25 protein-coding genes and 1 riboswitch are annotated in these 24,927 nt (G+C 71.5%); of the genes, 11 read left to right on the plus strand and 14 right to left on the minus strand.

From position 1 onward, the window contains the following. Nucleotide 1: 1 nt before the first annotated feature. Both ACWPQI_RS04925 and ACWPQI_RS04930 read right to left on the minus strand, forming a co-directional pair. Nucleotides 2–997 carry an AraC family transcriptional regulator gene (locus ACWPQI_RS04925; RefSeq protein WP_010593952.1) on the minus strand — a complete coding sequence of 332 codons (996 nt, stop codon included), beginning with the start codon at nt 995–997 and terminating at the stop codon, nt 2–4. 2 nt (nt 998–999) lie between these two features. Continuing rightward, nucleotides 1,000–2,193 (minus strand): pyridoxal phosphate-dependent aminotransferase, encoded by a 1,194-nt coding sequence (locus ACWPQI_RS04930; protein WP_010593953.1) that lies wholly within the window; start codon nt 2,191–2,193, stop codon nt 1,000–1,002. A gap of 118 nt (nt 2,194–2,311) precedes the next feature. Between ACWPQI_RS04930 and ACWPQI_RS04935 the strand changes: the two genes are divergently transcribed. Further along, the gene (locus ACWPQI_RS04935; protein ID WP_010593954.1) at nt 2,312–2,923 is read left to right on the plus strand and encodes a carboxymuconolactone decarboxylase family protein; all 612 of its coding nucleotides are present in this window, start codon (nt 2,312–2,314) and stop codon (nt 2,921–2,923) included. On the opposite strand, the gene ACWPQI_RS04940 is transcribed toward ACWPQI_RS04935, so the two are convergent. Together ACWPQI_RS04940 and ACWPQI_RS04945 are read right to left on the minus strand one after the other, a co-directional pair. After that, nucleotides 2,905–3,318, minus strand: coding sequence for a VOC family protein (locus tag ACWPQI_RS04940; RefSeq protein WP_010593955.1), 414 nt, complete (start codon nt 3,316–3,318; stop codon nt 2,905–2,907). The genes ACWPQI_RS04935 and ACWPQI_RS04940 overlap by 19 nt on opposite strands. A gap of 10 nt (nt 3,319–3,328) precedes the next feature. After that, the gene (locus tag ACWPQI_RS04945) at nt 3,329–4,240 is read right to left on the minus strand and encodes a sigma-70 family RNA polymerase sigma factor (RefSeq protein WP_040274142.1); all 912 of its coding nucleotides are present in this window, start codon (nt 4,238–4,240) and stop codon (nt 3,329–3,331) included. 352 nt (nt 4,241–4,592) lie between these two features. Here ACWPQI_RS04945 and ACWPQI_RS04950 point away from each other — a divergent pair, with 352 nt between their 5' ends. The 5 genes from ACWPQI_RS04950 (at nt 4,593) to ACWPQI_RS04970 (ending at nt 9,834) form a co-directional block, all read left to right on the plus strand. Beyond that, the gene (locus tag ACWPQI_RS04950; protein WP_040274144.1) at nt 4,593–5,681 is read left to right on the plus strand and encodes an ABC transporter substrate-binding protein; all 1,089 of its coding nucleotides are present in this window, start codon (nt 4,593–4,595) and stop codon (nt 5,679–5,681) included. After that, complete coding sequence (locus tag ACWPQI_RS04955; RefSeq protein ID WP_010593958.1) at nt 5,678–6,496, plus strand: ABC transporter ATP-binding protein; 819 nt, start codon at nt 5,678–5,680, stop codon at nt 6,494–6,496. The genes ACWPQI_RS04950 and ACWPQI_RS04955 overlap by 4 nt, the downstream gene beginning before the upstream one ends. Continuing rightward, nucleotides 6,489–7,361 (plus strand): ABC transporter permease, encoded by an 873-nt coding sequence (locus ACWPQI_RS04960; RefSeq protein WP_010593959.1) that lies wholly within the window; start codon nt 6,489–6,491, stop codon nt 7,359–7,361. The genes ACWPQI_RS04955 and ACWPQI_RS04960 overlap by 8 nt, the downstream gene beginning before the upstream one ends. A 33-nt stretch (nt 7,362–7,394) precedes the next feature. Beyond that, nucleotides 7,395–8,744: an LLM class flavin-dependent oxidoreductase gene (locus ACWPQI_RS04965; protein WP_010593960.1), complete on the plus strand. Its 1,350-nt coding sequence runs from the start codon at nt 7,395–7,397 to the stop codon at nt 8,742–8,744. 103 nt (nt 8,745–8,847) lie between these two features. Then, nucleotides 8,848–9,834 carry an LLM class F420-dependent oxidoreductase gene (locus tag ACWPQI_RS04970; RefSeq protein WP_010593961.1) on the plus strand — a complete coding sequence of 329 codons (987 nt, stop codon included), beginning with the start codon at nt 8,848–8,850 and terminating at the stop codon, nt 9,832–9,834. Between the two features lie 13 nt (nt 9,835–9,847). On the opposite strand, the gene ACWPQI_RS04975 is transcribed toward ACWPQI_RS04970, so the two are convergent. The 3 genes from ACWPQI_RS04975 to ACWPQI_RS04985 all read right to left on the minus strand — a co-directional run bounded on the left by ACWPQI_RS04975 (nt 9,848) and on the right by ACWPQI_RS04985 (nt 11,616). Continuing rightward, a complete protein-coding gene (locus ACWPQI_RS04975) occupies nt 9,848–10,411 on the minus strand; it encodes a GNAT family N-acetyltransferase (protein ID WP_010593962.1) in 564 nt (187 codons plus the stop codon). 2 nt (nt 10,412–10,413) lie between these two features. Beyond that, the gene (locus ACWPQI_RS04980) at nt 10,414–11,082 is read right to left on the minus strand and encodes a DUF3239 domain-containing protein (protein ID WP_026138092.1); all 669 of its coding nucleotides are present in this window, start codon (nt 11,080–11,082) and stop codon (nt 10,414–10,416) included. Nucleotides 11,083–11,187: 105 nt separating this feature from the next. Beyond that, nucleotides 11,188–11,616 (minus strand): hypothetical protein, encoded by a 429-nt coding sequence (locus tag ACWPQI_RS04985; protein ID WP_010593964.1) that lies wholly within the window; start codon nt 11,614–11,616, stop codon nt 11,188–11,190. A 668-nt stretch (nt 11,617–12,284) separates the two neighbouring features. Here ACWPQI_RS04985 and ACWPQI_RS04990 point away from each other — a divergent pair. The 3 genes from ACWPQI_RS04990 (at nt 12,285) to ACWPQI_RS05000 (ending at nt 16,083) form a co-directional block, all read left to right on the plus strand. After that, entirely contained in the window at nt 12,285–13,691 is a 1,407-nt protein-coding gene (locus tag ACWPQI_RS04990) for a CitMHS family transporter (RefSeq protein ID WP_474738675.1), read from the plus strand. Nucleotides 13,692–13,759: 68 nt separating this feature from the next. Beyond that, complete coding sequence (locus ACWPQI_RS04995; protein WP_474738676.1) at nt 13,760–15,433, plus strand: sensor histidine kinase; 1,674 nt, start codon at nt 13,760–13,762, stop codon at nt 15,431–15,433. Beyond that, nucleotides 15,415–16,083 (plus strand): response regulator, encoded by a 669-nt coding sequence (locus ACWPQI_RS05000; RefSeq protein ID WP_010593967.1) that lies wholly within the window; start codon nt 15,415–15,417, stop codon nt 16,081–16,083. The genes ACWPQI_RS04995 and ACWPQI_RS05000 overlap by 19 nt, the downstream gene beginning before the upstream one ends. A 7-nt stretch (nt 16,084–16,090) precedes the next feature. On the opposite strand, the gene ACWPQI_RS05005 is transcribed toward ACWPQI_RS05000, so the two are convergent. Together ACWPQI_RS05005 and ACWPQI_RS05010 are read right to left on the minus strand one after the other, a co-directional pair. Continuing rightward, on the minus strand, nt 16,091–17,749 hold the full coding sequence (locus ACWPQI_RS05005) for a DNA repair helicase XPB (protein WP_017682144.1): 1,659 nt from the start codon (nt 17,747–17,749) through the stop codon (nt 16,091–16,093). A 76-nt stretch (nt 17,750–17,825) separates the two neighbouring features. Beyond that, nucleotides 17,826–20,108, minus strand: a complete 2,283-nt coding sequence (locus tag ACWPQI_RS05010; protein ID WP_040274158.1) for a helicase-associated domain-containing protein — start codon at nt 20,106–20,108, stop codon at nt 17,826–17,828. 60 nt (nt 20,109–20,168) lie between these two features. Here ACWPQI_RS05010 and ACWPQI_RS05015 point away from each other — a divergent pair, with 60 nt between their 5' ends. After that, nucleotides 20,169–20,357 (plus strand): hypothetical protein, encoded by a 189-nt coding sequence (locus ACWPQI_RS05015; protein WP_003936421.1) that lies wholly within the window; start codon nt 20,169–20,171, stop codon nt 20,355–20,357. A gap of 64 nt (nt 20,358–20,421) precedes the next feature. Here ACWPQI_RS05015 and ACWPQI_RS05020 read toward each other — a convergent pair whose 3' ends face one another. From ACWPQI_RS05020 to ACWPQI_RS05030, 3 genes are all read right to left on the minus strand, one after another. Continuing rightward, nucleotides 20,422–21,006, minus strand: a complete 585-nt coding sequence (locus ACWPQI_RS05020) for a resuscitation-promoting factor Rpf1 domain-containing protein (protein WP_010593971.1) — start codon at nt 21,004–21,006, stop codon at nt 20,422–20,424. A gap of 9 nt (nt 21,007–21,015) precedes the next feature. Beyond that, nucleotides 21,016–21,240, minus strand: a riboswitch (cyclic di-AMP (ydaO/yuaA leader). Nucleotides 21,241–21,451: 211 nt separating this feature from the next. Next, nucleotides 21,452–21,844, minus strand: a complete 393-nt coding sequence (locus ACWPQI_RS05025) for a YccF domain-containing protein (RefSeq protein ID WP_010593972.1) — start codon at nt 21,842–21,844, stop codon at nt 21,452–21,454. Continuing rightward, a complete protein-coding gene (locus tag ACWPQI_RS05030) occupies nt 21,841–22,083 on the minus strand; it encodes a hypothetical protein (protein WP_010593973.1) in 243 nt (80 codons plus the stop codon). Before ACWPQI_RS05030 ends, ACWPQI_RS05025 begins: the two co-directional genes overlap by 4 nt. Before the next feature lie 167 nt (nt 22,084–22,250). Between ACWPQI_RS05030 and ACWPQI_RS05035 the strand changes: the two genes are divergently transcribed. Next, a complete protein-coding gene (locus tag ACWPQI_RS05035; protein ID WP_010593974.1) occupies nt 22,251–22,661 on the plus strand; it encodes a cold-shock protein in 411 nt (136 codons plus the stop codon). A gap of 110 nt (nt 22,662–22,771) precedes the next feature. Here ACWPQI_RS05035 and ACWPQI_RS05040 read toward each other — a convergent pair whose 3' ends face one another. Both ACWPQI_RS05040 and ACWPQI_RS05045 read right to left on the minus strand, forming a co-directional pair. Continuing rightward, a complete protein-coding gene (locus ACWPQI_RS05040) occupies nt 22,772–23,239 on the minus strand; it encodes a DUF2771 family protein (protein ID WP_010593975.1) in 468 nt (155 codons plus the stop codon). Then, nucleotides 23,236–24,927: an MFS transporter gene (locus ACWPQI_RS05045; RefSeq protein ID WP_017679361.1), complete on the minus strand. Its 1,692-nt coding sequence runs from the start codon at nt 24,925–24,927 to the stop codon at nt 23,236–23,238. The genes ACWPQI_RS05040 and ACWPQI_RS05045 overlap by 4 nt, the downstream gene beginning before the upstream one ends.

Consider the following 24,927-nt stretch of genomic DNA (forward strand, 5'->3'; position numbering starts at 1 on the left):
CCTACCGGTACGCGCGGGGGGTCTTGCCCGTCCATCGCTTGAAGGCGCGCCGGAACGCACTCGGCTCGGAGAAGCCGAGCCGGGCCGACAGGGCGTCCACCGCCTCGCCGCGCCGCAACCCGGCGATCGCCGTGTCGCGCAGCACCTCCTCGCGCAACTGCCCGAGCGAGGTGCCCTCCTGCCTGAGCAGACGCCGCAGATGCGGGGCGCTCACCGACAGCATCTCCGCGACGTCCTCGGCGGTCGCCGTGCGACCCTCGATGCCCGACTCGAGGATCCGCCGCACCTGCGACGCGGCGGTGGAGTCGTAGTCGCGTTCCGACATCATCAGATTCGGTGATTCGCGCAGATAGTCCTCGAGGGTCTCCTCGGTCTGGACGATGGGCGACCGCAGGGCCGCGTTGTCGATCTCGAGCACCGCGCCGGCGGCCTCGAAGGTGACCGGCACCCCGAAGATCGCGTCGTAGTTCTTCGCCAGCACCGGATCCGGCTCGCCGTAGGGGACCGAGACCGACGCCAGCCGTACCCGGCCCCCGACGAGCCAGGCCGCGAAGCGGTGCAGCAGGATGAGCAGGAAGTCGATGATGACGCGGGTCCTGTCGTCGTACGACTCCAGCACCACCTCGAGCCGGGTCGTCCGCGGCCCCGGGGTGAGCCGTAGCCGCGGCAGCGTCGGCAGCACCTGGTTGACCTGGATCATCCGCTCGAGGGCCTGCGCGAGGTCCCGGCAGTGGATCAGCGTCAGGCACACCACCCGGAACGTGCCGCGGGGTACCGGTCCCGGTCCGAGCCCGAACAGTTCGTCACCGGTGAGTTCCCAGGTCTTCTGGGTGAACCGGGTGACCTGCTCGGGGGTCAGGCGCGCGTGCGGGTGGGCGAGCACCGCGCGGCTGATCCGTGCCGCGTTCAGGGCCGGGGCCAGATCCACCCCGTTCGCCTCGGCCAGCACCACCGAACGGCGCACGAAGTCGGAGGGAATGGTGGCGGGGGCGGTCATAGTCAGCCGTGCTCCCGCAGGCTGCGCAGCCGCCGGACACCCTCGAGGAGGACGTCGTCGCGCTTGCAGAAGGCGAACCGCACCAGGTGATTCCATTGCCGGGGGTCGTCGACGAAGGCGCTCACCGGGACCGCGGCCACGCCGATGCGCTCGGGCAGGGTTCTGCAGAAGGCGACACCGTCCGTCACACCGACAGGGGTGACGTCCGCGCACACGAAATACGTTCCGGCCGAGTCCAGCACGCCGAATCCGGCGTCGGTGAGCGCAGCGGAGAGCAGGTCGCGCCTGCGCTGCAGATCGTCGCGCTGGGCGGCGACCCAGGGCTGCTCGTGGGTCAGCGCGTACGTGACGGCGGGCTGGAACGGCGCTCCGGCGACGAAGGACATGAACTGTTTCGCCGTGCGCACCCCGTCGATCAGTTCGCGGGGCCCGAGCGCCCACCCGATCTTCCAGCCGGTGACGTTGAACATCTTCGCGGCGCTGGACACGGTGACGGTGCGTTCGGCCATGCCGGGCAGGGACGCGATCGGCCGGTGCTGCCGGCCGTCGAACACCAGATGCTCGTACACCTCGTCGGACAGCACCAGCAGGTCGCGTTCGCACGCCAGTTCCGCGAGCGCGCGAAGCGCCTCGTCGTCGTAGACCGTCCCCGTCGGATTGTGCGGGGTGTTGACCACCAGCATCCGGGTGCGGTCGGTGACCGCGGCGCGCAGCGCGTCGACGTCCAGGACGAACCCCGATCCGGCACGAGTGAGCGGAACGGTGCGGCGGGTAGCCCCGGCGAGTGCGACGGACGCGGCGTAGGAGTCGTAGTAGGGCTCGGTGAGCAACACCTCCTCACCGGGCTCGACGAGACCGAGGACGGCGGCGCTGATCGCTTCGGTGGCACCGACGGTGACGAGGACCTCGCCGTCGGGGTCGTGTTCGAGTCCGTACCGGGCCGCCCGGTCCGCTGCGATCGCCCGCCGCAGTTCGGGCGTGCCCGGCCCGGGCGGATACTGGTTGACGCCGTCGGCGATGGCCTGGCGCGCGACGTCGAGCATCGCGCGGGGGCCGTCCGTGTCGGGAAAGCCCTGGCCGAGGTTCACGGCGTCGTGCGTCACGGCCAGAGCGGTCATCTCGGCGAAGATCGTGGAGGCGAACGGCCGCAGCCTTTCGACCGTGCGGACCCGGCGTGAGGACGCGATTTCTGCCATTTCGGCAGCTTAGCCGCGTCCTTCGCGACCCCCGGCAGCGGTCGTGTCACATCCGGCGGGGCTGTCTCGTCCGAAGAGGTGAACGGTCCCGTCCGGGACCCGGGGAACGGAGTAGATCATGGCGCGCATTCCCGCGGTGACACCGGCCGAGGCCGGTGTCGCGACGAAGATCGCCTATCGGATGGCCCGGCGCCGCTTCGGGGAGGTGCCCGAGCCGTTCGCCGTCTACGCACACCATCCGGCGCTGATGCGGGCGAGCGCCGTGCACGAGACGCTCGTCGAGCGCGCGTCGACGGTGCTGCCGCCGCACGTGCGCGAACTCGCGGTGTACCGGGTGGCCTGGAGCGTCGGGTGCTCCTGGTGCGTCGACTTCGGCACGATGCTGCAGCGGCTCGACGGCCTCGACGTGGACCGCCTCGAGCACATCGCCGACTATGCGACCTCCGACGCCTACAGCGACGACGAGCGTGCGGCGATCGCGTACGCCGACGCGATGACGGGAGCCGGCGGCGACGGCGGTGCGGCCGTCACGGTGACGGACGAGCAGGTCGCCGACCTCGAGCGGCGCTTCGGACGGGCCGGGGTGGTCGAACTGACCTACCAGATCGCGCTCGAGAACATGCGGGCCCGGATGAACTCGGCCCTGGGCATCCACGAGCAGGGTTTCAGCACCGATGCGTGCCGGGTGCCGTGGCTGCAGGACGACGCGGCTCAGGGCAGCACGAGCTGACCGATGGGACCCGGATTCCAGGCGATCTCCCACCGGAATCCGTCGGGGTCCGCGAAATATCCTGTGTAGCCGCCCCACTCGCGTTCGACCGCGTCGGAGACCGGATCGGCTCCGGCGCGTCGGGCGGTGTCCAGTACCCGGTCGACATCCGCTCGGTCGGCGACGTTGTGGGCGAGCGTCACGGGCGGGACGCCGCTCCGGCGAACGGGCCCGACCTCGGCTGCGAAGTGCTGTTCGTCCCACAGGGACAGGACGAGGTGCGGTCCGACCTGGATCATCAGCACCTCGCCGGGCACATCGACGACGGGCGTCCAGCCGAGCCCGTCGACGTAGAAGCGCCGGGTGCGCTCGAGGTCCGCGACGGCAAGGGTGACGAAGCTCAGTCGGGGCTCCATGACCGCGACTCTAACCGTCGAGGCGGACGCCGCGGAGCTTGTCGGGATTGGCCATGTCGTAGGCCGCCCATACCCGCCCGTCACGGACGGTGCAGCCGACGACCCGCCCGGCGAACGCGCGGCGGGTCCCGTCGCCGGGGGAACCGGCGCTGACGAACCCCAGTTCGCCGTTGACGAGCGCCGGCGTGCCGGCCAGGAACGCCTCGGCGCCGTAGCGCTGCATCAGGCCCAGGAAGAACCGGGCGAACCGGTCGGCGCCGACGACGACGTTGATCGCGGTGCGGGTGGTGCCGCCCGCGTCCCCGATCACCCGGGCGTCGGGGTCGAGCGCCGCGACCACCGCCGCGAGGTCCCCGGAGGCGAGGGCCGTCATCAGCCGCTGTACCGCCTCGACGTGCTCGGCGGCCGGCACGGGCGGCGGCGCGGCCGCGACGGCCCGCCGGCCGCGGGAGGCGAGCTGGCGCGCGGACGCCGGCGTGACGTCGAGAATGGCGGCGATCTCGTCGAACGGCACCGCGAAGCCGTCGTGCAGGACGAAGGCGACGCGCTGGGCCGGGGTGAGCGTGTCCAGCACGACCATCGCCGCCATCCGGCTGTCCTCCTGCCGCACAACGGCTTCCAGCGGATCGGGGGAGGGCGGTCCGCCGACCGGAGTGACGATCGGTTCGGGCAGCCACTGGCCGACGTAGTTCTCGCGACGTACCGCGGCCGACCGCAGCCGGTCCAGGCACAGACGTCCGACCACGGTGGTCAGCCACGCCCGCAGATCGTCGATCCCGTCCGCGTCCGCGCGGTCGAGTCGCAGCCAGGCGTCCTGGACCGCGTCCTCGGCGTCGGCGACGCTGCCGGTCAGCCGGTAGGCGACGGAGAGCAGGTGCGGCCGATGCTGCTCGAAGGCGTCGGCGAGCACGGCGGTGCGCATGGGCCGATCGTACCGACCGGCATCCGGTTCGCGGCCGGTACGGTAGCGGATCGGACAAGTCAAGGGATTCGCACACGGATGCGCCGAAGCGTTGCCCCGTCGCCGCGGCCCGGGCCAGACTTCCGGAGTCCGATCGCCGCAGAAGGAGTCCACCGTGTACGAGTGTCCGGACTGTTGTCGCTGACCCTCCCGGTGTAGCCCCGCCCGTCCGGCCCGTCCGGACGCCGGCACTCGATCTTCTGTTGCTGCACCGCGAATCCCGGTGCCGTGGACGCCTCGCCGTCGCCGCACCGCACTTCTCCGTGCCCGCTGTGCCGGGCCTCCTCGCCGAACGTAAGGGACAACTCTCGCGATGTCGTATTCCATGCTGCGCAGCCGGCTGGCCCGGCCGGTTGCGGTCGCAGCCACCCTCGTCACCCTCGCCGCGGGGGTCGCGGCGTGCTCCCCGGGGTCGGGGACCGCCACCACCGACGACGGGCGCACCGTTCTGCGCTACCAGGGCTCGGCCGGCCAGGTCACCTACCCCGAACTCGCGGAGAGCCTCGGCTACTACGAGAACGTCGCGCTGGACTGGGTGGGTGACACCACCAGCGGTCCGCAGGACATCCAGTCCGCGGCCACCGGGCAGACCGAATTCGGCGGCGCATTCAACGGTGCCGTCATCAAGCTCGCCGCCGCCGACTCGCCGATCACATCGGTCATCAGCTACTACGGCTCCGACGAGCAGTCGTTCAACGGCTACTACGTGCTCGAGGACAGCCCGATCCGCACCGCCCGGGATCTGATCGGCAAGAAGGTGGGGATGAACACGCTCGGTGCGCACCACGAGTTCCTCGTCCGCGAATGGCTCGCCCGGCAGGGGTTGACCCCGGACGAGATCGGGCAGGTCGAACTGATCGTCGTGCCGCCGGTGAACACCGAACAGGCATTGCGGGAGGGACAGATCGACGTGGGCACCCTCGGCAGCGTGTTCCGCGAGACCGCGGTCGCGCGCGGCGGAATCCGACCGCTGTTCACCGACGAGTCCCTGTTCGGGGCGTTCAGCTACGGCACGTACGTCTTCCGCGACGACTTCATCGCCGAGAACCGGGATGCGGTGGCGGATTTCGTGCAGGGCACCGCACGTGCGATCCGCTGGGCGCAGACCACCCCGCGCGACACGGTCATTGCCGAGTTCAAGGAGATCATCGGCAGCCGCGGCCGCAACGAGAGCACCGACCTGGTCGAGTTCTACCAGAGCCCCGGCGTCGCCGGACCGGGCGGGACGATCACGGAACAGGAGATCCGGACCTGGCTCGACTGGCTCGCCCGGAACGGCGAACTGCCCGACGGCACGTTCACCCCATCCGACATCTACACCAACGAGTTCAACCCCTACGCCAACGGCACCTACGAACCGTCGAGCGGTCCGAACGGTGAACCCGTCGAGGAGGCGAAATGAGCACCACCCCGAAGCTCCGTCTCGAGCACGTGACCAAGCGGTTCCCGGTCCGCGGTACGGACACCGCGTTCACAGCCCTCGACGACGTCAGCCTCGACGTCGCCGACGGTGAGTTCCTCGTCCTCGTCGGCCCCAGCGGCTGCGGCAAGTCCACCCTGCTCGACCTGCTCGGTGGGCTGAGCAGCCCGACGTCCGGCCGGATCCTGCTCGACGGACAGCCGATCTCCGGGCCGGGCCTGGACCGGGGCATCGTCTTCCAGCAGTACGCACTCCTGCCGTGGCGCACCGCGCGGCACAACATCGAATTCGGCCTCGAGGCGAAGGGGCTGCCCCGGCGGCAGCGGCGTGAGCGCGCCGAGCACTACCTCGAGCTCGTGGGGCTGCGTGGATTCGGAGATCGTTATCCGCACGAGCTGTCCGGTGGCATGAAACAGCGCGTCGCGATCGCCCGGAGCCTGGCGTTCGACCCCGAGGTGCTCCTCATGGACGAGCCGTTCGCCGCGCTCGACGCACAGACCCGGGAATCGTTGCAGGACGAGCTGTTACGGATCCGCCACGAGACCGGCAAGACGATTCTGTTCATCACCCACGGCATCGACGAGGCGGTCTACCTCGGACAGCGCGTGGCCGTCCTGACGTCCCGGCCCGGACGGGTCGAGGCCGTCGTGGACATCGACATCGATCGCACCGTCGACGACGTCCGCTCCGGCGAGGCGTTCCGACACTATCGACACCGGATCTGGTCCTTGCTGCACTCGGACGTCGAGCGCGCGCAGAACCACGGTGCCGCAATCCAGGAGGTCCACCATGTCTAGTCCGAGCGCCACGTTGATCCACCCCGTCGCGCTCGACGGGGCCCTGGCGGAGCAACGACCCGCACCGGCCCCGCCGGCTCGAGGCGCCGGGACCGGCCCCTGGATCGGTGCCTTCGTGTGGCGCGGGCTCAAGCCGGCCGTCGCGATCCTCGCCTTCCTCGCGGTCTGGGAGATCGCGCCCCGGCTCGGACTCGTCGACGAGGTGTTCCTGCCGCCCTTCACCGTGGTCGCGGACGCCTTCGCCCAGCTGATCGGCGACGGCCGGCTCGCCGAGCACCTCGGTGCCAGCCTGTCCCGGGCCGTCACCGGCTTCGGGATCGCGGTGCTCGTCGCGATCCCGCTCGGTGTGGCGATCGGCTGGTACCGGCCGGTGGCCGAGTTCCTCGATCCGATCCTCGAGTTGTTCCGCAACACCGCCGCGCTCGCGCTGCTGCCGGTGTTCATCCTGATCCTGGGCATCGGCGAGACCTCGAAGGTGGCGCTGGTGACCTACGCGAGCACCTTCCCGATCCTGCTCAACACCGTCTCCGGCGTGCGCACCGTGGATCCGCTCCTGGTGAAATCGGCCCGCTCCCTCGGTCTGCCTTCGTACCGCCTGTTCCAGAAGGTGATCCTGCCGGCCGCGGTGCCGACGATCTTCACCGGCATCCGGATGGCCGCGGCCTCGTCCATCCTCGTGCTCATCGCGGCCGAGATGGTCGGCGCCAAGGCGGGTCTCGGCTATCTCGTCACCGCTTCGCAACTCAACTTCCAGATCCCGAACATGTACGCCGGCATCGTCGCCATCTCTCTCGTCGGTCTGACCTTCAACGGGATCCTCGTCGCGGTCGAGCGCCGGCTCTCCCGCTGGCGCGCAGACCGGTAGTCCCCTCGTTCCCCCACACCTGGAGAGGTTGTCATGTCGCAGTCCCCGAAGCAGTTCCACCTCAACGCCTTCCTGATGGGAGTCGGTCATCACGAGGCCGCCTGGCGGCACCCGCGCACCGACGCGCGCCGCGTCCTCGACGTCGCACACTTCCAGGAGCTCGCGCAGATCGCCGAACGCGGCACGCTCGATTCGGTGTTCTTCGCCGACGGTCTCGCAGTGGGGCCGCGCGTCGAGCACAACGCTCAGGCGATCTTCGAACCGATCACCCTGCTCTCGGCGATGGCCGTCGTCACCGAGCGCATCGGCCTCATCGCCACCGCGTCCACCGGCTTCAACGAACCGTTCAACCTCGCCCGCAAGTTCGCCTCGCTCGACCACATCAGCCACGGCCGCGCCGGCTGGAACATCGTCACCTCCGGAGGTGCCGACGAAGCCCGCAACTTCGGATACGACGAGACCCCCGACCACGCCGGTCGTTACGACCGCGCCGCCGAGTTCGTCGATGTGGCGACCGGTCTGTGGGACAGCTGGGAGGACGACGCCGTCGAACTCGACGTCGAGAGCGGTCGTTTCGCGGACCCGGGCAAGGTCCACCCCGTCGACCACGACGGCCCGCGGTTCTCGGTACGCGGACCGCTCAACACCCCGCGCTCCCCGCAGGGCCGTCCCGTCCTGGTGCAGGCCGGATCGTCGGAGAGCGGGAAGGACTTCGCCGCCCGGTACGCCGAGGCCGTGTTCACCGCGCAGCGCACCCTGGCCGAGGGACAGGCGTTCTACCGCGATCTGAAGGCGCGGGTGGCCGCGGTGGGACGCGATCCGCACTCGCTGAAGGTGCTCCCCGGGATCGTGCCGTTCATCGGCGACACCGAGGTCGCGGCGAAGGCGCTCGAGCAGGAGTTCACCGACCTGATCTCGCCGGCCTACTCGCTGCGTCAGCTCTCCGGGATGGTGGGGGTGGACCTCACCGACCATGCCCTCGACGCGCCGCTGCCCCCGCTGCCGCCCCTCGACCGGATCCAGGGCAACAAGAGCCGCTACGAGCTGGTGAAGAACCTCGCCGAGAACGAGCACCTGACCGTGCGCCAGCTCATCGGCAAGCTCGGCGGCGGACGGGGGCACCGCACGTTCGCGGGCACCGCCGAGCAGATCGCCGACGACCTGCAGCTGTGGTTCGAGGGCGGAGCCGCGGACGGCTTCAACGTCATGCCGCCCTACCTGCCCGGTGGTCTCGAGGACTTCGTCGAGCAGGTCGTGCCGATCCTCCGGGATCGGGGACTGTTCCGCACCGAATACACCTCGACGACGTTGCGCGGCCACTACGGGCTCGACCGCCCGGCCGGCCGGTTCGACGCTGTGCCGGCTCGGGCGGCGACGGCCTGAGTGCACGGGCCCAGTCGCGCGGAGGGAACCCCGCGCGACCGGGGCCGGTCCGCGATACTGGGGATCGGCACGCAGGCCCCGATCTCGAAGACAGGAATCCCACATGCGATTCGGAATGTTCGTCCCCCAGGGCTGGCGGCTCGACCTCGTCGGCATCGAACCCGCCGAGCAGTGGCGGGTGATGCGTGACCTGGCTCAGCGCGCCGACAGCGGACCGTGGGAGTCGATCTGGGTGTACGACCACTTCCACACCGTGCCGGTGCCCACCGAGGAGGCCACCCACGAGGCGTGGTCGCTGGTGTCGGCGTTCGCCGCGGTCACCGAGAGGGTGCGGATCGGGCAGATGTGCACCGCCATGGGCTACCGCAACCCCGCCTACCTGGCGAAGGTCGCCGCGACCGCGGACATCGTTTCGGGCGGCCGCATCGAGATGGGCATCGGCGGCGGATGGTACGAGCACGAGTGGCGCGCCTACGGATACGGCTTCCCGTCCGCGCCGGAACGGTTGCGCCGCCTCGACGAGGGTGTGCAGATCTTCCGTCAGGCCTGGACCACCGGCACGGCCACCCTGCACGGCCGGCACTACCAGGTGGACGGTGCCGTCGTGCGGCCGCTGCCGCTGCAGGAGGGCGGCATCCCGTTGTGGATCGCCGGGGGCGGGGAGAAGGTGACGCTGAAGATCGCCGCGAAGTACGCGCAGTACACCAACTTCGACGGCACCCCGGAGGGTTTCGCCCACAAGTCGGAGATCCTGCGGGGGCACTGCGCCGAGGTGGGCACCGATTTCGACGCCATCGTGCGCTCGGCGAACTACAACGTCGCCATCGGCCGCACCGAGGCCGAGGTGCAGGAGCGTCTCGGCACGCTGCGGGCCCGGCTCGAACCGTACGTCGGGCCCGAGAAGGCCGACGGTGCGCTCGACGCCTTCCGGGGTCTGCCCGCCGTGGGAACACCCGAGCAGATCGTCGAGAACTTCAGGGCGCTGAAGAAGCAGGGCATGACGTACGCGATCCTCTACTTCCCCGAGGCCGCCTACGACACCTCGGGCATCGAGCTGTTCGAGAAGGAGGTCCTGCCCGAACTGCTCTGACCGGCCCCGTCGATCACATCGGCCATCCGTCGGCCGGTACGCGTGGGTCGTCGGGCAACAGGCCCGCGACCCACGCGTCGTGCCGGGACCCGCGCTGCAGTATCCCGCGCCGCTGCACGCCTTCGAAGCGGAAGCCGACCCGGCGGGCCACCGCCGCCGACGCGCGGTGCCCGGCCAGCGCCCGCCACTCGATGCGGTCCAGTTTCAATCCGTCCGAGCGGAAAGCATAGTCGCACAGCAGGTTCACCGACTCCGTCGCGAGTCCGCGGGCGCGGGCAGCCGGGGCAATCCAGTACCCGATCTCCGCCGCCGACGCGTCCCGCTCGATCAACCCGACGGTCCCCAACAGCGGACCGTCGGCGGACGTCCGCACCGCCCATACCGGGCTGTGCGCCGCCCAGCCCGCGGGCACCACGTCGCCGACGAACCGTTGCGCGTCCGCCCGCGTGTAGGGGTCCGGGACCGTCGTCCACCGCACGATCGACCGGTCCCGGCAGGCGGCCGTGATCGCGTCGACGTCGCCCGCCCGGGGCACCGTGAGAACGACGGTGCTTCCGGTGAGGACGACGGGGCGCATGGTCAGCGCAGGTCGGCGGGCAGGTCCTTCGGGTCCAGCACGAGCCGGCGCTCCTCGCTGGCCGCGACCTCGTCCGAGCGGGAAAGCTTGCCTTCGAGCACCTTCCACTCGGTCTCGTCGATCGCGGCGGCGGCCTCGCGCAGCACCGAAGCGTCCCGGGTGCCCCATGCGATCGGCATCGGGCTGACCATCTGCCACACGCCGCTCGTGTTGCGGGTGGTGCGGTCCGACAGCACCGCGACGGACGGCACGCGCTCGCCGACCCGCACCCGGTGCCCCGGTACGGCCGTGACGTCCCGGGCGACCAGGGCGTAACGGTGACCGTCGGTCTGCGGCTTGGCGATGTCGACGAGCGCGAGCAGCGTCATCCCGCGCGGCCGGATTTCGGAGACCACGGCCGGAACCAGCGGGCTGTCCCGGTACAGATCCTGGATCGTGCCCACCTTGCGCGGAGCCCACACCGCGACCCACGCGGAAGTGAGCGCGGCGACGACGACCACGGCCGCGACGACGAAGGACCACGCCCGGCCGACCGCGATCAGCCATACGGCGGCTACGGTGAACAGCACCGCCAGCACGATCGCCGACACCCGTAGTCGTCGCACCTCGGCGACGGTCTGATTGACGGCCTTGGCGTGGGGCAGGTCCACGGGAAAGTCGAAACGACGCACGACGTCAGCTTATGCGACCGGCCCGCCGTGGTGGAGTCCTGCCGGGGCTGGCCGTGGCCTGGTGTCGAGGGGCGTGGTGTCGAGGGGCGTGGTGCCGAGGGGCGCTCACCGGGTGGCGGCCCGTACCGCCGCGACCAGCCACGCGACGAGCAGGGCCAGCAGCGCGACCACGAGCAGGACCGGAGCCAGCAGCGCGACCAGGACGACGAGGAGGGCCAACAGGATCTTCGTCCTGGTGCTCAGGCCGGAGATCAGGCCCTTGACGGCGGCCCACACGGGGTTCTTGCCGGTCAGGGCGGCCCCGGCGCCTTTGAGGACGGCTCTTGTGCTCGCACTGCCCTCGGTGACGGTATCGATGAGCTGGTCCGTCGAGGCGGGGGCATCGCGCAGCACCGCGTCCCGGCGCTTCCGCACCGCCCGGGCGAGCCGGCGAACGTGGGTCTTCAGCCACTCGACGGCGGCCGCGAAGGGCCGGCGCTTGCGACGCGGAGCGCGGTCGTCGAGCCCCGGTCCGGGACGTTCCGATGTCGCCACCGGTGGGCGCTCGGACGACCGGGGCCGGGAGCCGGTGGACGTGCGCGGCCTCTCACGGGTCCGCGACCGAGCTTGCTCGTCGGCGGTCTGCGTCCGCGGACGGGTCCGGCGCGTAGCGGTGTCCTGCGTCCGGGCGCGCCGTGGGGCGTCCGGCGCCGTACGGGTTCCGGCGGCGGCGCGTCCGGCTCGCAGATCCGGGTCCGTCCGCCGTGGCGCAGCCGTGGCCGACCGCGCGGTGGTCGATTTCCCGGTGGTGGATTTCGCGGTGGTGGATTTCGCGGTGCCGGATCGCGCGGTCGTCGACTTCGCGGTGTCCGACCGCGTCGTGGCCGACGTCGTCGTGGCCGCGGTCGTCGACTTCGGGGCGGCTGCCCGTCTGCGAGATGTGCGTTCCCTGCCCCCGGCCGTTCGGCCGGCGCCGCGTGCGGTCCGACCCTCTGCTGTGCCCCGTGCACCCATACCTACGGCTACCCCCGGCGGTGCCGGGGAAACCTGTCGTGAGGCTCCGGCCTCAACTCGAGCAGAATGCGCACAACGGGGCTATCGCACGCAACGGTGACCACTCGGAGTGGGCGGCCTCACACTTCGGTGTAGCAGGGATCACACCGGGCGGCGGCCCGGTTTCTCGAACCCCCTCCGCACCGTCCCCAGACGAAAGCGAGCAGATCGTGCTTGTCTTCCTCGGCTTCCTCATGGTCGCCGTCTTCATGTACTTGATCCTCTCCAAGAGGGCCACGCCCGTCGTCGGTCTCATCCTCGTCCCGGTCGCCTTCGGGCTGTTCGCCGGCGCCGGTCTCGATCTCGGCGACATGATCGTCGACGGCGTCACCGACCTGGCCCCGACCGCGGCGCTGCTGTTCTTCGCGATCATCTTCTTCGGGATCATGATCGACGTCGGACTGTTCGACCCGCTGGTGCGGTTGATCCTGCGGCTCGTGCGCGACGACCCGGCGCGGCTCGTCGTCGGCACCGCGGTGCTCGCGATGATCGTCTCCCTGGACGGCGACGGCTCGACCACGTTCATCATCACCACGTCGGCGATGCTGCCGCTGTACCTGAAGCTGCGGGTGAGCCCCGTGATCCTGACGGTCGTCGCGGGCCTGGCGAACGCGACGATGAACATCATCCCGTGGGGCGGGCCGACGGTCCGTGCCGCCAGCGCCCTGGGCCTGTCCCCGTCGGACGTGTTCGTGCCGATGATCCCCTCGCTGCTCGTGGGCCTGGTCGTCGTGCTCGGCTTCGCGCTGCACCTCGGTGTCATGGAGCGCCGGCGACTCGGCAAGCTGGTGTGGACCGCGGAACCGGTCCTCGCGGGTGTCGGCCGCGGCGGATCGACCGGCTCCGGCGGATCGGGCGGATCCCGAGCGACCGGGACCGGCCCGGGGGCCGACGCCGGCGACAGCGACGACCAGACCGGCGGATTCGCCGCCGCCCTCGATCCGAACCGCGCAACCCTGCGACCGAAGCTGCTGCCGTTCAACGCCCTGCTCACCGTCGCGCTGCTCGTCGTCCTCGGCCTCGACGTCCTGCCCATCCCCGTGCTGTTCATGATCGCCGCCGGTCTGGCGCTGGCGGTGAACTTCCCGCGCGTGACCGACCAGTCCGAGGCGATCGTCCGGCACTCGTCGAGCATCGTGTCGGTGGTCGCCATGGTGTTCGCCGCGGCCGTCCTGACCGGGGTGTTCCAGGGCACCGGCATGGTGGAGTCGATGGCGCTGTGGCTGACCGGGGTGATCCCGGACGCGCTCGGCCCGTTCCTCGCGGTGATCACGGGGGTGCTCAGCATTCCGTTCACGTTCTTCATGACCAACGACGCCTTCTACTTCGGGGTGCTACCGGTGCTCGCCGAGACCGCCGCCCAGTACGGGATCGAACCGGTCGAGATGGCCCGCGCGTCGATCACCGGCCAGCCCGTACACATGCAGAGCCCCCTCGTACCCGCGATCCTGCTGCTCGTCACCCTCGCCGGCGTGCAGCTCGCCGACCACCACCGCAAGGTGCTGTGGCGTGCGACGATCGTCTCGCTCACGATGCTGGTCGTGGGCGTCGCACTGGGTCAGATCCCGCTCGGCTGAGCCCGGCGGCGACGTACCGTCGCGGGAAACGGATCGATCGTGTCGGACCCGGAACCACCGGAGGCGTCGTGAGGCTGCGGACCCAGGTGCTGCTGTTGCAGTCCGCCGTGGTCGCGGCGGCCCTCGGGCTGGGGTTCGCGGCGTTCGTCACCACCACCGAGCACCGCGTCACCGATGAGCACGGACAACGAGCCCTCGCCGTCGCCCGGACCGTGGCAGTCGATGCCACGGTCCGGGCCGAGGTGGCCCGGCTCGCCGCCGCCGACGACGGGGTCGTCGCCCCCGGCAACCCGGAACTCGCCTCCGGCACCGTCCAGCAGGCCGCCGAGGCGGTCCGCGACGCCACGGGTGCGCTGTTCGTGGTGGTCACGGACGAGCAGGGGCTGCGCCTGGCCCACCCCGACCCCGACTTGCTCGGACTACGCGTCAGTACCGACCCGGACGAGGCCCTGGCCGGCCGCGAGGTGGTGCGCAGCGAGCGCGGCACCCTGGGCGACTCCGTCCGGGCCAAGGTGCCGGTCGTCGCGCCCGGCTCGGATCGGGTCGTCGGCGAGGTCAGTGTCGGGATCGCCACGGACCGCATCCGGTCGGAACTACGCGAGGACGTCGTACAGGCGTCTCTCGTCGCAGCCGGCGCCCTGGCCTGCGGTGCCGCGGGCTCGGCGCTGCTGGCCCGGCGGTGGAAGCGGCTGACCCTCGGCCTCGAACCCGAGCAGCTGGCCGAGCTGGTCCGCGAGCAGGAGGTGGTGCTCCACGGCATCGGGGAAGGGGTGATCGGTGCCGACACGGAGGGCACGGTCACCGTCGTCAACGCCGAGGCCCGCCGGCTGCTCGACCTGCGGGGCGGGGCGGGGGACCGGCTCGAGGACGTCGGCCTGACCCCGCGCCTGCTCGACGTCGCACGCAGCCCCCGCGACGAGCCGGTGGCTGCGGCCGTGGGGGACCGGATCGTCCTCGCCGTGGCGCGTCGCGTCCGGCGGGACGGGCGCGACCTGGGCACCGTGATGTCGGTGCGCGACCGGACCGACGTCGAGAAGCTCACCCGCGAGCTGGACGCCGTGCAGTCGCTGACCACCGCGCTGCGGGCCCAGCGCCACGAGACGGCCAATCGTCTGCATCTGCTCTACGGCCTGCTGCAGCAGGGGCGCAGCGCGCAGGCCACCGAGTACCTCGAGCAGCTCCTCGGAGCCGGACCGGCGGGCCGGCCACTCGACGGGCTCGACGCCGTCGCCGATCCGTACCTGCACGCCTTTCTCACCGCCAAGGCTGCCCACGCGCGGGAGAGCGGGGTGACGCTGGTTCTCGGCGAGAACACCTGGGTGCGAGGCACCGTCCGATGCCCCGTGGACGTCACGACCGTGCTGGGCAATCTGCTCGACAACGCGATCGAGGCGGCTCGCGAGCGCGGGCACGACCCCGCCGAGGTGGAGGTAGAACTCGTCGAGGCCGGGCGCGACCTGCATGTGGCCGTCGCGGACACCGGTGCCGGGGTCGCCGCCGGGCGGGCCGAGGAGATCTTCGGGGAGGGCGTCACCACCCACGCCGACGGCGCCGTCCCGGGTGGTCGCGGCATGGGCCTGGCCCTGGCGCGGCAGGTGGCCCGGCAGCACGGGGGCGATGTGACCGTCGCCGATCCCGGCGGGCGGCGCACCCCGGACAATCCCACGGGCGGCGCGGTGTTCGTCGCCACCCTGATCGACGTACTCGACGAAGGAGACACCGGATGGGCGGATCCGATCTGACGGTGCTCGTCGTCGACGACGACTTCCGGGTCGCGGAGCTGCACGCGAGCGTGGTGGCCGCGGTCGCCGGGTTCCGGGTGGCGGCGGTCGCCGGCACCCTCGCGGCCGCCCGGGCCGCGGTTCGCGAGACCGCGATCGATCTCGCGCTCGTGGACGTGTACCTGCCCGACGGCTCCGGCATCGATCTGATCCGCGAACTCGACTGCGACGCATTCGTACTCGGCGCGGCCGCCGAGGGCACGACGGTGCGGGCCGCGCTGGCCGCCGGCGCCTCGGGGTATCTGGTCAAGCCGTTTCCCAATACCGAACTCGCGCGGCGGTTGTCGGCGTACGCGCAGTACCGGCGTCTGGTCGCCGGAGCCGAACTCAGCCAGGCCGAGATCGACTCGGCGCTGGCCGCGCTGCGGCCCGCCCCGTCGGGCGCCGCAGACCGGGCTCCCCGTTCGGTGACCAAAGAGCTTGTTCTGCAGGCTCTCTCGTCGTCGGCGACGCCCATGTCGGCAGGGGAGGTGGCGGTGACGATCGGGGTGTCCCGCGCGACGGCTCAGCGTTATCTCGCCGCGCTCGTCACCAAGGGGCAGCTGCGGATGCAGCTGCGGTACGGCAGCACGGGACGACCGGAACAGGAGTATCGCCTCCCGGCCGGCTGAACCGCGATCAGCCGATGGCGGGCCCGAGCAGATCGTCGGCGTCGGTGATCCGGTACGCGTAGCCCTGTTCGGCGAGGAACCGCTGCCGGTGCGCGGCGTACTCGGCGTCGAGGGTGTCACGCGCGACGACCGAGTAGAAGTGCGCCTGCCCGCCGTCGTGCTTGGGACGCAGCAACCGGCCGAGACGCTGCGCCTCTTCCTGACGCGAGCCGAACGTGCCGGACACCTGCACCGCCACCGAGGCCTCGGGCAGGTCGATCGAGAAGTTCGCGACCTTGGACACGACGAGCACCTTCAGCTCGCCGGCGCGGAAGCGGTCGAACAGCTCCTCGCGCTCCTTGTTCCGGGTCGAGCCCTTGATCACCGGGGCGTCGAGCGCCGCGCCGAGTTCGTCGAGCTGATCGAGGTACGCGCCGATGATCAGGGTGGGGGAGTCGCGGTGCCGGGCGAGGATCGACTTCACCACCGCGATCTTCGTGTGCGCGGTCGAGCACAGCTTGTACCGTTCCTCGGGCTCGGCGACCGCGTACGCCATCCGTTCCGCGTCGGTCAGGGTCACCCGCACCTCCACGCACTCCGCGGGCGCGATCCAGCCCTGCGCCTCGATGTCCTTCCACGGCGCGTCGTAGCGCTTGGGACCGATGAGCGAGAACACGTCGCCCTCGCGGCCGTCCTCGCGCACGAGCGTCGCGGTGAGGCCGAGCCGGCGCCGGGACTGCAGATCGGCCGTCATCCGGAACACCGGTGCGGGCAGCAGGTGCACCTCGTCGTAGATCATCAGCCCCCAGTCGCGGGAGTCGAACAGTTCGAGGTTGCGGTACTCGCCCTTCGACTTGCGGGTGATCACCTGGTAGGTGGCGATGGTGACCGGGCGGATCTCCTTCTTCTCCCCGGAGTACTCGCCGATCTCGTCCTCGGTGAGCGACGTGCGTGCGATCAGTTCGCGCTTCCACTGCCGCCCCGCGACGGTGTTGGTCACCAGGATCAGGGTGGTGGCACCGGCCTTGGCCATCGCGGCCGCACCCACCATCGTCTTGCCCGCCCCGCAGGGCAGCACGACCACGCCGGAGCCGCCGGCCCAGAACGAGTCCGCGGCCATCTCCTGGTAGTCCCGTAGATGCCAGGGGTGGGACTCGAAGTCGAGGCTGATCGCGTGCGCCTCCCCGTCGACGTAGCCGGCGAGGTCCTCGGCCGGCCAGCCCACCTTGAGCAGCATCTGCTTGAGCCGGCCACGCTCGCTCGGATGCACGATCACGGTGTCGTCGTCGAGCCGCGCGCCGAGCATCGGGGCGATCTTCTTGTTGCGCATCACCTCCTCGAGCACCGCCCGGTCGAGACTGACCAGGGTCAGGCCGTGCGCGGGATTCTTCACCAGCTGCAGCCGTCCGTAGCGGGCCATGGTGTCGACGATGTCGACGAGCAGCGGCTGCGGGACGGCGAACCGGGAGTGGCTGACGAGGGCGTCGACGACCTGCTCGGCGTCGTGCCCCGCGGCCCGGGCGTTCCACAACGCCAGCGGGGTGACGCGGTAGGTGTGCACATGCTCGGGGGCGCGTTCGAGTTCGGCGAACGGGGCGATCGCCTGCCGGGCCTCGTTCGCGAGCGCGTGGTCGACCTCGAGGAGCAGGGTCTTGTCGGACTGGACGATCAACGGTCCGTCGGGCACGGACGCCTCCTAGCACGGGAACAGAGAACAACCTCTCTATTCTCCAGGCGGGACGGCCGGGCCGCCACCGCCGCCGTCAGTCGACGAGGGCGACCGTGGTGATGCGGTGCAGCACGAAACTGCGGACCGTGCCCGCGGCCGGGTCGAAGGCCTCGAGCTGTCCGCCGCCGACGGCGACGGGATCGACGATGCGATGGGTGGCGACACCCTGCGCATCGACGTAGCCGATCCGGACGCTGCGCTTGTCGTGCGCGGCGAGCTGCAGCAGCGCCATCGTCGCGGCACCACCGGTGCGGGAGCCGTCCCCGCGGACCGTGGCCCCGCGCGGGGCGGCCGCGGCCCGGTCCCCGGCGCGCAGCGTGCGGATCAGGGTGTCGAGTTGCTCCCCGGTGGGCGGCATCGGGCCGGCGTAGCGGGGCCGTGCCCGCGGCACCGACACCCGGGCGCCTCGCGGCCGCAGGTCCAGCACCGCGCCGGTGGCGTCCTCGCCGGCCGGCGCGAATCCGGCACCGCGCAGCTCGGCGAGCACCTCGGCCAGCGGCGCCTGCGAGATCGCGACCGTGGGCGCGACGGCCCGCAGGGCGAGGCGGGCGGCGACGGGGTGCCCGAGCACCTCGGCCAGCAGCGCGGGGTCGTCGGAGCGGACGAACGAGGCGGCGACCCCGGCGCGGAGCCGGCCGTGACGGCGGGCGACGTCGTCGATCAGGTAGGTCAGCGCCTGGGGGACGGGCGTTCGCGAATGCGTGGCGAACAGGGCGTGCAGGTCGGCGGCGCCGGTGCCGGCGTCCAGGGCGCGGCGCACGCCCGCCTCGGTCACCCGGTACACGGTCGCGGCGCCCGCCGACTCGACGTCGGCGACGAGAGCGATGCGGTCCGCGAGTTCCGGTACCAGGGGGCCGGGCGCGACCACCGTCAGGTCGGCCTGGACGAGCACGTAGTCGACCGGCTCGGGCAGGACCGCGGCCATCTCGGCGTCGGGGTCGCCGCCGTGCAGCAGTGCCTTGCCGGGAGAGGCGAGAGCACCGTGCGCGACGACGGCCAGGGCCGTCGCTTCGCGCAGCGTCTCGGCCACCGTGTCACCGCCGAGCCGGGCCGCCCACCGCGGCCGCCGCCAGGCCAGCACGGCTCGAGCCGCGTCCGCGTCGGGCGCCGACCCGGGTACCTCGGCGAGCAGCTCGAGCAGCAGGCGCCGCTCACGGGGTGCGGCGGTGGACCGGGCCTCGTCGGAGAGTGCGGCGATCGGCTTGTCGGTGGCGTCGCGACGCCCGACGAGCCACATGCGGCGCGGCGCGTCGAGCCACGCGCCGGCGAGCACGGCCCAGCGCTGCGCGGGCGGCGCGTTCGACCAGCCGTCGGCGGCGGTGGTCGGCGCCCAGTAGTCGTCGATGTCCGTGGTCGGCGCCGGCTGCGGCATGCCCCGTGCGATCAGTCCGGCGGCGGCGAGCACCTCGACGAGCAGCGCGGCGAGCTGCTCGTCCACGTCGACGGTCTTGGCGAGGCGACGCAGCTCCCGTACCCCGAGACCCCCGGACTTGAGCGCGGGAGCGGGGAGGGCGCCGAGCGCGTCGATCAGGTTCTCGCAGTGCCGCAGCAGCTCGAGGGCGGCACCCGCCGCGGTGGCGTTGACGTCGGCGACGACGTGCGTCGCGGGCAGCGGCCGGGGCGGGGTCAGGGCGGCGGGGTCGAACGGCGCCTCGTCGCGCAGTGCCTGACCGACGCGGTGCGGCAGTTCGACGGTCTCGTCGTCGAGCCGGATCAGCAGGCCGGCCGCGATCAGGCGCTGCACGGGCCGGTCGGCGGGTGTGTCCGGTGCGGCGTCGCGGGTCCGGCCGACGGGGGAGGTGCGCGCCAGCGTGTCGAGCAGGCTGCGCCGGGCCGGGTCGAGGTCGGCGAGGACGGCGCCGAGGTCCTGTGGGTCGGGATCGGGGTCGGGGCCGCGCCCGAGGCGCCACGGCACGGTCGCGGCGGCGGCCTCGACGACCCGCAGCCCCTCGGCCGGGCCCCATACGAGGGAGAGCCGGCGCAGGGCCTCGAGCGACCGGTCGACGTTCTTGGCCGTGACCCGACCGGAGAGGGAGTCGAGCAGAGCGCGGCGCGTGACGGGCACCCGGTCGGCACCCAGCCGGGTCAGGGCCTCGACCACCCCGAAGTCGAGGACGGAGAGCTCGTCGGCGGCGCGGAACACCGACGCGCGCTGTTGTGCGCGGCCGGCCAGGACGGTCATCGTGGCGGGTGGCGGGACCACCAGGTCGGGGCGGGCGCGCAGGAGCTCGCCGAGGTCGGCGTCGCGGCGGTCGGCGAGCCAGCGGGCGAGTGACTCCGGGCCGGTCTCCGGCGCGGCGGGGTCGGTGGCGGTCATCGACACCAAGATTAGAGACCTGAAGTGGCTGTCCGTGAACGTGCCTGCCAAAATGAGCGCATGGCTGACAATTCGAAGAAGCAGTACGTCGATCCGGGGTGGCCCAAGGTGGCGGACGGGGACCACGCCGTCACCGAGTTGTCCTCGACTCGTTCCGGCCCGCTGTCCCCGTACGGCGAGGAGATGGAGTTCCCGCTGCCCGTCGACGCCCTGCCGTACACCCACCCCCGCACCGTCATCAACCGCTGACCCGGATTGCAGAAGAGCCCCGCACCTGCAGGTGCGGGGCTCTTTCGTGCGGCTGTGCCGGGTGTCAGTTCGGCAGTGCGGCGTTGACCGCGTCGACGAGGTTCTGGTCGACGGCGATGCCGGCCTGGCGCAGGGCCTCGAGGCCCTGTTCGAAGCCGGCCCGCAGGCCCTGGGCCTCGGCGGGCAGGGCAGGAAGCTCGGGCGCCTCGGGGGCGGCCTCGACGACCGGGGTGTTCTGGACGGTGCCGGCGCTCGTGGACGGCGCGCTGCGCTGCGTCGGCGCGCTGCTCAGGCCGAGGCTCGAGGAGCAGGACGGCCATGCGCCCCAGCCCTGGCCGGCCAGCACGCGCTCGGCGACGACGATCTGCTCTTCACGGCTGGCCTGGTTGGCGGTCGCGGCATACTCGCCGCCGCCGTAGGCGTTCCACGTGCTGGGGGAGAACTGCAGGCCACCCTGGTAGCCGTTGCCGGTGTTGATGCCCCAGTTGCCGCCGGACTCGCACTGCGCGAGGCGATCCCAGTCGGAGTCGGGAGCGGCGTTGGCGGTGCCGCTGAAGGCGACGCCCGTGACGCCGAGAACAGCGCTGGTCAGCGCGAACTTGGCGACGGTGCGGCCGGTGTTGGTGGGTTTGCGATGGCGTCCGCTCATGTCGGTTCCGATTCCTCTCCGTACGCGCCTACGAGGTCAGCTGTCGGGTTCGGGCTGAAGAGGTAGCCCGGCCTCCTCGCCGGTGGGCGATTCGGCTTCACCCCAAGGACCGTCGCCGGGGCGGCGATCCGGGTGCCTCCTGGGAATCGGTGTTCCCTGGGAGACCGTTGGGTCCCCCGCTTCCTGCTCCCGTGGATCGTTCGTCGGGACACCCGGAATCCGCGGAGCAGGATTTGGCGCGACGGACCCGGGGTGGCCGAACCAACCGGCCGGACACGACGGTAACGGCTCGAGACGGTGATTGTCACCAATTGATAACGCCGAGCGTCGCGCCGGCGGTGCAGGGGTGCCCGGTGTGACGCGATGAAGTCGCAGGTAGGGCCGAAAGTCCATCGCCGGTCCCGGTCCGCGACCCCCTCGTTATGCCCGCGTTATGTGAGGAACGTCACATGTAACTGGGCCGGTTGTCCACCGGGACGATGTCCTTCCCGAGCGGCAGCAGCGAGATCGGCACCATCTTCAGGTTCGCGACCGCCAACGGGATGCCGATGATTGTGATCGCCATCGCGATCGCCGTCACGACATGCCCCAGGGCGAGCCAGATGCCGGCGACGATCACCCAGATCACGTTGCCGATCAGCGAACCCGCCCCCGCCGTGGGCTTGTCCACCACCGTCTTGCCGAACGGCCACAGCGCGTACACACCGATGCGGAACGCCGCGATCCCGAACGGGATGGTGATGATCAGCACGAAGCAGATCAGGCCCGCCACGAAGTACCCCAGCGCCAGCCACAGGCCGCCGAAGACCAGCCAGATGATGTTGAGCAGAATCCTCACGTGCGGTCCCTTCCGCGGGCGCGCCGGCCGGAGCGCAGCGCGAAGGTCAAGGCCAGCACGAAACCGAGCGGCCAGGCGAGAGTCAGCAGATACAGGACCAGGCCCGGCCGGCCGTCGGTGACGACGGGGGTCAGGAAGATCGCCACGACGGCGACGACCCCGACCGCGAAGCAGGCCAGTGCGGCCTTGAGCAGGCCGTTGCCCGGTACGGAAGAACTGGAGGTACCCACGCGTTCCACCGTAGTGCTTCCGCGGCCCGGCACGCCGTCGCCGGACTTTCGGAAGCGGACTGCGCCCCGGGTACACTGACGCAAGTCTGCGCGTCCCGCACTCGAAGCGGGGCGCGTTGTTTTGCATATCCACTCGTGCCCCGCGGGGCACGGCTGTCGAGGAGCGGGTGAACGCAGTGCCTACCGGCAAGGTGAAGTGGTACGACGTGGAGAAGGGCTTCGGCTTCCTGTCCCAGGAGGAGGGCGAGGACGTCTACGTACGCGCGTCCGCGCTCCCGGCCGGGGTCGAGGGCCTCAAGCCGGGTCAGCGGGTCGAGTTCGGCATGGCCGCGGGGCGTCGTGGGCCGCAGGCCCTCAGTCTGAAACTGCTCGATCCGTTGCCCTCGGTCCGCCAGGGTGGCCGGCGCGAGGCGGCTCCCCAGAAGCGGCACACCCCCGACGAACTGCACGGCATGGTCGAGGACATGATCAAGCTGCTCGAGGCCACCGTGCAGCCCGAGCTGCGCAAGGGCCGTCATCCCGAGCGCAAGACCGCCCAGCGGATCTCCGAGGTCATGCGCGCCGTCGCGCGCGAGCTCGACTCCTGACACCCGAGCGAGAGGGGCCTTCCGGTGCTGCACCGGAAGGCCCCTCTCGCGTGCGCGCTGTGGCCCGGAGCGCGTGCGCGCTGTGGCCCGGAGCGCGTGCGCGCTGGTGCTCAGAACGTCTGGATCGCCCAGACCGGCGCCTGCTCCCCGGTCGCGGGCAGCTGCAGCACCACGTTCAGCAACTGCGCCCCGGGGTCGGACGGCACCGTCACGGCCCGGGCCTGCCCGGGCGTGTAGTCGCGGAACCCCTCGAAGATCTCGCCGGTGCGCGGATCACCGTAGGTGACGTTGAGCCGCCAGTCGGAGTCCGCGATCTCCGACGGCAGCGACAGCTGCAGCGGCCGGCCGGCCGGAACCTCGAGCATCACCGCCTCGAGACCGGCGCACGTGCCGTCGGCGCTGCACAGGCCGGGTTCGACCGTGACCGCACGGCCCTGCGCATACGCCGTCACCGTGGGCAGGCTCGGCGGTGCCGACCGGACGAGGGAGACCACGACCGCGGTGAGCCCGCCGATCGTGATCAGCGCCACGACCACCAGGATCGCGATCGTCTTCTTCGTCCGGGGCTGCAGTCTCATCGGGTTCCGTTTCTCGTCGTACGTCCGCCTGGCCGCGGGCTGCGACCGGTGGTCTCCTGGGTGGCGTGTTCCGGGCGTTTGCCACCGAAGCCCGGAACGACGGTGCCTCCACGGTAGGTGAGGATCGTCTGCGTCAGCCCGAGGGCCAGCACGACCGTGATCACGGTGAACCCGAGCCAGTACTCGGTGGGCAGCAGCACCCCCAGCGCCCCACCGAACACCCAGCTCAGTTGCAGCACCGTCTCCGAACGACCGAACCCGGACGCGATGGACTCCTCCGGGAGGTCCTGCTGCAGCGACGCATCCAGCGACACCTTGGCCAGTGCGCTCGCGCAGGACCCCACCAGCGCCACCAGTGCCGCGGTGAACAGGCTGCCGGTCGCAGCGGCCAGCGCCGCCACCACCGTCACGGCCGCGGTGCAGCGCACCACGATCAGGGCCGGCCGGCCCAGGGTGAGCCGCGCGCCGGTCGCGTTGCCGGTGAAGTTGCCGACGGCGGCAGCCGCGCCGACCAGGCCCAGCATGGCGGCCTGGACCAAGGGCTCGTGCTCGGTCCTCGACTTGGCGACGAAGGCGATGAACAAGGTCAGGAAACCGGTGAGTACCCGGATCGTGCCGTTACCCCACAGTCCGGTGAGCACGGCCCGTCCCAGCGGCTGGCGACGGCCCTTCCCGCCGGCGGCGCGCCCGGGTGCCGCGACCACCTCGGTGCGGGTTCCGACGCGGGGCTCGGCGCCGTGGTACGACAGCGTGGCCGGCACCTCACCCTCGGTGACCTCCACCCACGAGGGAATCCGCATGCTCAGGTACGCGCCGAACGCGGTGATGACGGCGCACAGCCACAGGGCCCCCGACGAGCCGAACAGCCAGGCCGCGGCGGCGGCAACCGCCCCGGCGCCCATCGTGCCGCCCACCAGGCCGAAGACCGTCAACCGCGAGTTCACCCGGACCAGGTCGATCTCGGGTGGCAGCACTCGTGGCGTCACCGCCGATTTGAGCACGGCGAACGACTTGGACAGCACCATCATCGCCAGGGCCGCGGGGTACAGGCCCCAGCTGTCGAAGTTGAACACCAGCACCACGGCGAGCACGGTGCGGGCCGCGAACGACGTGGCCAGTGCCAGCCGGCGGCCGTGCTGCAACCGGTCGAGCAGCGGGCCGATCAGCGGGGCGATCACCGCGAAGGGGGCGATCGTGATGAGCAGATACAGGGCGACCTTGGTCTTGTCCTCACCCGTCGCCGCGGAGAAGAACAGGGTGTTCGCCAGAGCCACGGCGACCGCGGCGTCGCTCGCGAAGTTCGCCATCGTCGCGTAGGTCAGGGCCGTCAGGCCCGAGCGGTCCGCGCCGTCCGCCGTGGCGGCGCGGCGGAACGTCGCGATGCCCTTGCTCGTGAGCTCACGGCTGCGCAGCGCCGCGACACGGGTGACCGTCAGTTTCCGCGGCATCCGCGGGGCCCGCGGGGCGCCGGCGCGCTCGCCGCGGGGCGTGTCGTCGCCCCGGTGCCGGCGGACGTCCTCGACCGGGTGCAGCGGCGGCAGGGGGGTACGCCGCGCGGACGTGCGCCGCGGCGGCGGATAGTTGCCGTTGCCGGGGTGCGGGGCCCGGGCCGACGGGCGGGGACGACCGCCGACGTCGGCACGACGGTCCGCGTCGTCGTGCGCGCGTTCCTCGTCCGAATCGGTCAC

Source organism: Rhodococcus sp. LMD, from assembly GCF_056108245.1.

Coding starts and splice junctions, on each gene's coding strand:
- ACWPQI_RS05020 (WP_010593971.1), bottom strand. CDS start 21,006: ATGAGCGGACGCCATCGCAAACCCACCAACACCGGCCGCACCGTCGCC.
- ACWPQI_RS04975 (WP_010593962.1), bottom strand. CDS start 10,411: ATGCGCCCCGTCGTCCTCACCGGAAGCACCGTCGTTCTCACGGTGCCC.
- ACWPQI_RS04970 (WP_010593961.1), top strand. CDS start 8,848: ATGCGATTCGGAATGTTCGTCCCCCAGGGCTGGCGGCTCGACCTCGTC.
- ACWPQI_RS04940 (WP_010593955.1), bottom strand. CDS start 3,318: ATGGAGCCCCGACTGAGCTTCGTCACCCTTGCCGTCGCGGACCTCGAG.
- ACWPQI_RS05015 (WP_003936421.1), top strand. CDS start 20,169: ATGGCTGACAATTCGAAGAAGCAGTACGTCGATCCGGGGTGGCCCAAG.
- ACWPQI_RS04945 (WP_040274142.1), bottom strand. CDS start 4,240: ATGCGCACCGCCGTGCTCGCCGACGCCTTCGAGCAGCATCGGCCGCAC.
- ACWPQI_RS05010 (WP_040274158.1), bottom strand. CDS start 20,108: ATGACCGCCACCGACCCCGCCGCGCCGGAGACCGGCCCGGAGTCACTC.
- ACWPQI_RS05000 (WP_010593967.1), top strand. CDS start 15,415: ATGGGCGGATCCGATCTGACGGTGCTCGTCGTCGACGACGACTTCCGG.
- ACWPQI_RS04965 (WP_010593960.1), top strand. CDS start 7,395: ATGTCGCAGTCCCCGAAGCAGTTCCACCTCAACGCCTTCCTGATGGGA.
- ACWPQI_RS04930 (WP_010593953.1), bottom strand. CDS start 2,193: ATGGCAGAAATCGCGTCCTCACGCCGGGTCCGCACGGTCGAAAGGCTG.
- ACWPQI_RS04960 (WP_010593959.1), top strand. CDS start 6,489: ATGTCTAGTCCGAGCGCCACGTTGATCCACCCCGTCGCGCTCGACGGG.
- ACWPQI_RS04950 (WP_040274144.1), top strand. CDS start 4,593: ATGTCGTATTCCATGCTGCGCAGCCGGCTGGCCCGGCCGGTTGCGGTC.
- ACWPQI_RS05040 (WP_010593975.1), bottom strand. CDS start 23,239: ATGAGACTGCAGCCCCGGACGAAGAAGACGATCGCGATCCTGGTGGTC.
- ACWPQI_RS04935 (WP_010593954.1), top strand. CDS start 2,312: ATGGCGCGCATTCCCGCGGTGACACCGGCCGAGGCCGGTGTCGCGACG.
- ACWPQI_RS04955 (WP_010593958.1), top strand. CDS start 5,678: ATGAGCACCACCCCGAAGCTCCGTCTCGAGCACGTGACCAAGCGGTTC.
- ACWPQI_RS04925 (WP_010593952.1), bottom strand. CDS start 997: ATGACCGCCCCCGCCACCATTCCCTCCGACTTCGTGCGCCGTTCGGTG.